The organism is Clostridium sp. HBUAS56017, from assembly GCF_007115085.1.
Lineage (GTDB): Bacteria > Bacillota > Clostridia > Clostridiales > Clostridiaceae > Clostridium > Clostridium cibarium.
Map to the genome: position 1 here is coordinate 1 of NZ_SULK01000045.1, position 5,510 is coordinate 5,510.

Here is a 5,510-nt window from a genome sequence, read left to right on the forward strand (position 1 = left end):
TAATCTACTCAAAAAACTTACTCTAAAAGAATTGCTGGTTTTTAACTTATTTATATCTGTTCAATTTTCAAAGACCATTTTCTTTGTCGCCCTCAAGCGACTTTCTTATCTTATCATCGTTTTTCATATCTGTCAATGTTTTTTTAAAATCACCATAACTTTTTTTATGTTAATCTAATTATTTCTAAACATGACGAACATCGAAATTTATAATATCATATAAGTTAGCACATATATTATAATAAAAATCAATTAATTAACAATTTCTCTATTAGAACGACAATTACTCACTTTTTCTCTTAAATTCGCATAAAGATACACATGGATTAGTTTATTATTCTATATCCTTATTAGTATAAATATGCTTGCTTATCATTTATTATCTTCTCTACAAATTATAAATTAACTATTTCTTTTTTTATATCCAATCTCTTCTAATATTATTAATGCAGTATCTTCAATAGCCCTTTGTGTAACATCAATAGTTTTACAACCTAACTTTCTTATTATTTTATCTGCAAAATCAAATTCTTCTAGCACCCTTGCATCACCTGCATATTCAATATCTGATGGTATCCTATGAAACTTATCTAATCTCCTCTTTCTAATTTCTATTAGCTGAAGCGGATTAATAGTTAATCCAAATATCTTCTTTTTATCTATTTTATATAACTCCTCAGGAACTCCCACCTCTGGCACTAGTGGTATATTTATTGCCTTTAGTCCTTTGTTAGCCAAATACATGCACAAAGGAGTTTTGGAAGTCCTAGATAATCCAACTAATATTACATCCGAGTTTTTTAATCCTCTGTAATCCTTACTATCATCATACTGCATGGCAAATTCCATAGCTTCTATCCTTTTAAAATATTCTTCGTCTGTACTCCACATAGCACCTGGATTATATTCAGGTACTTTATTTAGTAATGTAGCTGCAACATTTATTATTGGCCCAAGTACATTTATTACGAATATATTTTTCTCTATTGCCTTTTGTGTTAAATATTCTCTTACATTTACAGTTATTATTGTTGATATAATCATTGCCTTTTCACAATTATCAATAGCTTTCATTACATCTTCAACATCCTCGAGCGTTTTAATATATGGTAATCTTCTCACCTCAATATCTTCTTTGAACTGACTAGCAGCTGCTACTGCTACCTGATTTGAAGTTTCTCCTATAGAGTCTGATACGGCAAAAATAACTAACATTTTCATACCCTCCTTCATTCTATTTAATAAACTACTCTTTTATTATACCGCACATAACAAGGTATTAACCATTTTATAGTGAACTTTACTATCCTATGTGATAAACTTAATTTATAAAATAACTTATATTGGAGGAACTTATGAAACATATTAAACTATTAACTATCGGAGGACTTCCTCTGATGTGGGGTTTGTACTTTTTATTCGAATTATTCACTGGAAGAATTTCTGATCCATTAGCACTTATGACAAATATAATTTTGATTGCTATCTTCTTCTTGTTTGGTTACATAATTCATATTTATAGCCTAAAACATACAGATGGTTTACCATTTAAAAAGATACTTTTCCTATTTTGTATCCTAATGCTACTTGATCAAGGTATAAAAATCATCATTAAATTTTACTTTTTTAATAATAACATAGTTCTTATTAATGAAATGTTAAGTTTTAATCCTTTAATAAACACGCAAGGTTCTTGGTTAAATGCTCGTTTTGGAACTTCAGTAAGTTTTCCTATTTTAATTCTTGTAAATACAATAGCACTTTTCCTACTCTTAGAAATATATCGATATTTAACATCTAAAAGGAACTCTACTTTTTTTGGTGATTGCGCATTCATATTTCTATTTAGTGGAGCTCTATGTTCTCTTATTGACAAGATATTTTATGGTGGAAGCTTGGATTTTATAGGAATAAGTAATCTATTTGTTGCTGATATTAAAGATATTTATATAAATCTCGGATTATATTTTTTCATTCTTTCAACTTACTCTAGTGGATATTTAACAGGTTCAGATGATTCTACTATTAAAGATGATTTTATTGTCTTTAAGAAATTTGTAGTATTTGTTAGGAATGACTTAATTTCTATTTTAAAAAGATAGTTTTACCCATACCAAAGCACATAAAAAAAGGATTTTACATATGTAAAATCCTTTTTTTATATTAATGCTAAGCAAGTTCTTATTAGAGGTTCCTTCAATTGAAGTGACCCTTTGGTGGCTTACCGGGGAATCGAACCCCGGACACCTTGATTAAAAGTCAAGTGCTCTACCGACTGAGCTAGTAAACCATATTTACCTGGCAACGTCTTACTCTCCCACACAGTCTCCCATGCAGTACCATCAGCGCTGTAGAGCTTAACTTTCCTGTTCGGAATGGAAAGGAGTGTTTCCTCTACGCCATCATCACCAGATTTGTTTCTCAACAAGAACTAATTATATAGATAATATGCTCATAAGTCAATAACTTTTCTATAAAAAAATATTTTTTTAGTCAAAAGAAGACTAAATCAGTCTTCTTTTGATCTTTTTATTTTTCCAATTTTGCTATACATTCTTTAATAACAGTGCATGATTTATTAAACTTATTAATTTCTTCTTCTGACATATCAATTTCTACAATCTCTTTTATTCCATTACTATTTAATACAGCTGGCACTCCTGCATATATCCCAAACTGTCCATATTCTCCTTCTAGATATGCTGATACTGGTATTATCTTATTCTCATTGTACAAAATAGCCTTTATTATCGCCACTATCGCAGTCGCTATTCCATAATAAGTTGTTCCTTTTCTATTAAATACTTCCCAACCAGCTCTAGCAGTTTCTAACACTAATTTATCTAGGTCTACGTCCCCAAACCTATCTTTATTATCTTCAATTACCTTACTAAATGATTTTCCTCCAATGTATACATGTGACCATGGTACCATTTGTGAATCTCCATGTTCTCCCATTGAATATGCCTGAACACTTCTAGGATCAACATTTAATAGACTTCCAATAAAATTTTTTAATCTAGCTGAATCTAATGATGTACCTGTACCTATTACCTTGCTTTTAGGAAGTCCTGAAAGCTCTTTTACATAATGAGCTATTGCGTCAACAGGATTAGATACCACTATAAATTGCCCTTTAAATCCACTCTTCATTATTGGATCCACTATAGATTTAACAATCTTCGCTGATAATTCCAATGTATCCAATCTTGATTGTCCTTTTATTGGTGGGGCTCCTGCTGTTATTACTACTATATCAACATCTGCACATTCTTCATAGTTTCCTGTTTTAACTCTTGTATTTTTATTTAAATATTCAATACAATGATTGAGGTCCATAACTTCGCCTTTTGCCTTTTCCTCATTTATGTCAAGCATAAGAATGTCATCACAAACACCTTGAGTTATAAGACTAAATGCTGTACTTGATCCAACTAATCCAGTTCCTACTATTGCTACTTTTTTGTTTTTAAACGTCATAATGAACTCCTCCTGTTATACATTGCTTTATCTAAATAATATATTACCACACAACTACAATAATATATACAAAAAAGCCTTAGAAGAAATATATTTTAAGTTCTCCTAAGACTTTGCTTTCTATTCTATTTACTTGTTGTCTCTAATCCGTTAAACTTACTGTTTACTATGACAATATCAACCCTTCTATTAGCTGCTTTACCTGCTTCCGAATCATTTGATGCAATAGGTCTATATTCACCATATCCGACAGCTTGCAATCTATCTGGGCTTATTTTGCATTCATTTATAAAAATCTGCACTACATTTGTAGCCCTTGCTGAAGAAAGTTCCCAATTTGATTTATATAATTCGTTTTTAATTGCAACATTGTCAGTATGTCCCTCAACTCTTATATAATTTCCTATCTTATTTAATACTTTTGATATCTCAAGTATTTGTTTTTTATGATCAACTTTAACTTCAGCTTTCCCACTATCAAAAAAAATAGTATCTGTAAAACTTACTACAAGTCCTCTTTCCTCTGTTTTAGTAGAAATACTTCCTTGCAAACCTTCTTGAGCAATAAGTGCGTCTATCTGAGCCTTAATTGATTCCAATTTCTGTTCTTCAGTAATCTCCTTATTCTCATCATTCTGTGTCTCTTCAGCATTGGGGTCTCCATTTGTTGGATTACCTTCAATTACCCCTATATTCCCTGAATCAGACATATTAAATGCTTTGTGAAGTGAACTTGATATCTGTTGATATTTCGCTTTATCCACATTAGATGACGCATACAATATTACAAAAAGAGCCATTAGTAAAGTAATTAAATCTGAATATGTAAGTAACCATCTCTCACTATTCTCTTTCTTTTTCTCTTTCTTCCTCACTTCTACACCTACTTGTCATCTCTTAATAAATTTTCATTTCCGTCTTCTAAAAATCCTTCAAGCTTATTTACTAAAGTGTTAGGGTTTACTCCTTGCTGAATAAGCAATATTGCTTCGATTATCATTTCTTTTTCTATTACCTCTTGCTTATTTAACATTTTCAATTTATTTGCTATTGGTAACCATATAATATTGGCTGTAGCAATCCCATATAAAGTTGCCATAAATGCCGAAGCAATTTTAGGTCCTAGCAATGTTGGATCACTTAAATTTCCAACAACTAAAACAAGCCCCATAACTGTACCTATAATTCCCATGGTAGGCGCATAACCACCTGCAGCTGAGAAAATTTCCATTCCATCTTCATGCCTTTCCACCATTTGTTCCAATTTTGTTTTCATAATACTTTCAACCGTTGATTGCTCTATTCCATCTACAACGAATTGAAGTCCTTGCTTTATGAATGGATCCACATTACTTTCTGAAACTTCTGCTTCTATAGATAAAAGCCCCTCTTTTCTTGTTTTTGTTGATATTTCCTTAAAGTATAGTATGTTCTTTGCAATATTACTCTCTCTCTTTTGGAAAGCTATTTTTATTACTTTAGGGAATTTCTTAAGAACATTTCCAGGAAACGATACTGCTACTGCCCCAAACGTTCCTCCTAATATTATTAATGCTGCTGTTGGGTGAATTAAAGAAGTAACACTTCCACCGTCTATACTAAAACCTAAGATTAAAGAAAGAAAAGCTACTACTAACCCTCCCAATATTACAATATCCATTTTATCCCTCCTATGTATTCTCTTTTGCCTTGTACCACTTGTCTACTTTTAAAACATATAATTCCATTTACATCCATTATATATTTTATTATCGTACAAATTTTATTAATATTTAGCTTTTTTGCTAAAATTTATATATTTAAACCATACATTTTCTTAAAGTAGTACAACAAAAAAGGCTATTGAAAAATTCAATAACCTAAATCTTGGTGCGATATCAGGGGATCGAACCCGGGACACCCTGATTAAGAGTCAGGTGCTCTACCAACTGAGCTAATATCGCATATTACCTGGCAACGTCTTACTCTCCCACACAGTCTCCCATGCAGTACCATCAGCGCTGTAGAGCTTAACTTTCCTGTTCGGAATG

Annotated in this window: 5 protein-coding genes, 2 tRNA genes and 2 rRNA genes; 1 reads left to right on the plus strand and 8 read right to left on the minus strand. The window is 31.3% G+C overall.

Going from position 1 to position 5,510, the window contains the following annotated elements:
- Positions 1 to 402: 402 nt before the first annotated feature.
- Positions 403 to 1,215, minus strand: coding sequence for a pyruvate, water dikinase regulatory protein (locus tag FAY47_RS19580; RefSeq protein WP_143318612.1), 813 nt, complete (start codon positions 1,213 to 1,215; stop codon positions 403 to 405).
- Positions 1,216 to 1,355: 140 nt separating this feature from the next.
- Between FAY47_RS19580 and FAY47_RS19585 the strand changes: the two genes are divergently transcribed.
- Positions 1,356 to 2,102, plus strand: coding sequence for a signal peptidase II (locus FAY47_RS19585; RefSeq protein ID WP_143318613.1), 747 nt, complete (start codon positions 1,356 to 1,358; stop codon positions 2,100 to 2,102).
- Positions 2,103 to 2,214: 112 nt separating this feature from the next.
- Here the strand turns inward: FAY47_RS19585 and FAY47_RS19590 are convergent.
- The 7 genes from FAY47_RS19590 to rrf (FAY47_RS19620) form a co-directional block, all read right to left on the minus strand.
- Positions 2,215 to 2,290 (minus strand) — tRNA-Lys (locus FAY47_RS19590).
- Between the two features lie 6 nt (positions 2,291 to 2,296).
- Positions 2,297 to 2,413 (minus strand): 5S ribosomal RNA (gene rrf, locus FAY47_RS19595).
- 116 nt (positions 2,414 to 2,529) lie between these two features.
- Positions 2,530 to 3,480 carry an L-lactate dehydrogenase gene (locus FAY47_RS19600; protein ID WP_143318614.1) on the minus strand — a complete coding sequence of 317 codons (951 nt, stop codon included), beginning with the start codon at positions 3,478 to 3,480 and terminating at the stop codon, positions 2,530 to 2,532.
- Positions 3,481 to 3,605: 125 nt separating this feature from the next.
- On the minus strand, positions 3,606 to 4,355 hold the full coding sequence (locus FAY47_RS19605) for a flagellar motor protein MotB (RefSeq protein ID WP_143318615.1): 750 nt from the start codon (positions 4,353 to 4,355) through the stop codon (positions 3,606 to 3,608).
- A gap of 8 nt (positions 4,356 to 4,363) precedes the next feature.
- On the minus strand, positions 4,364 to 5,140 hold the full coding sequence (locus FAY47_RS19610) for a flagellar motor protein (protein WP_143318616.1): 777 nt from the start codon (positions 5,138 to 5,140) through the stop codon (positions 4,364 to 4,366).
- Positions 5,141 to 5,347: 207 nt separating this feature from the next.
- Positions 5,348 to 5,423 (minus strand) — tRNA-Lys (locus FAY47_RS19615).
- 5 nt (positions 5,424 to 5,428) lie between these two features.
- Positions 5,429 to 5,510, minus strand: a 5S ribosomal RNA gene (rrf, locus tag FAY47_RS19620); the annotation flags it as partial.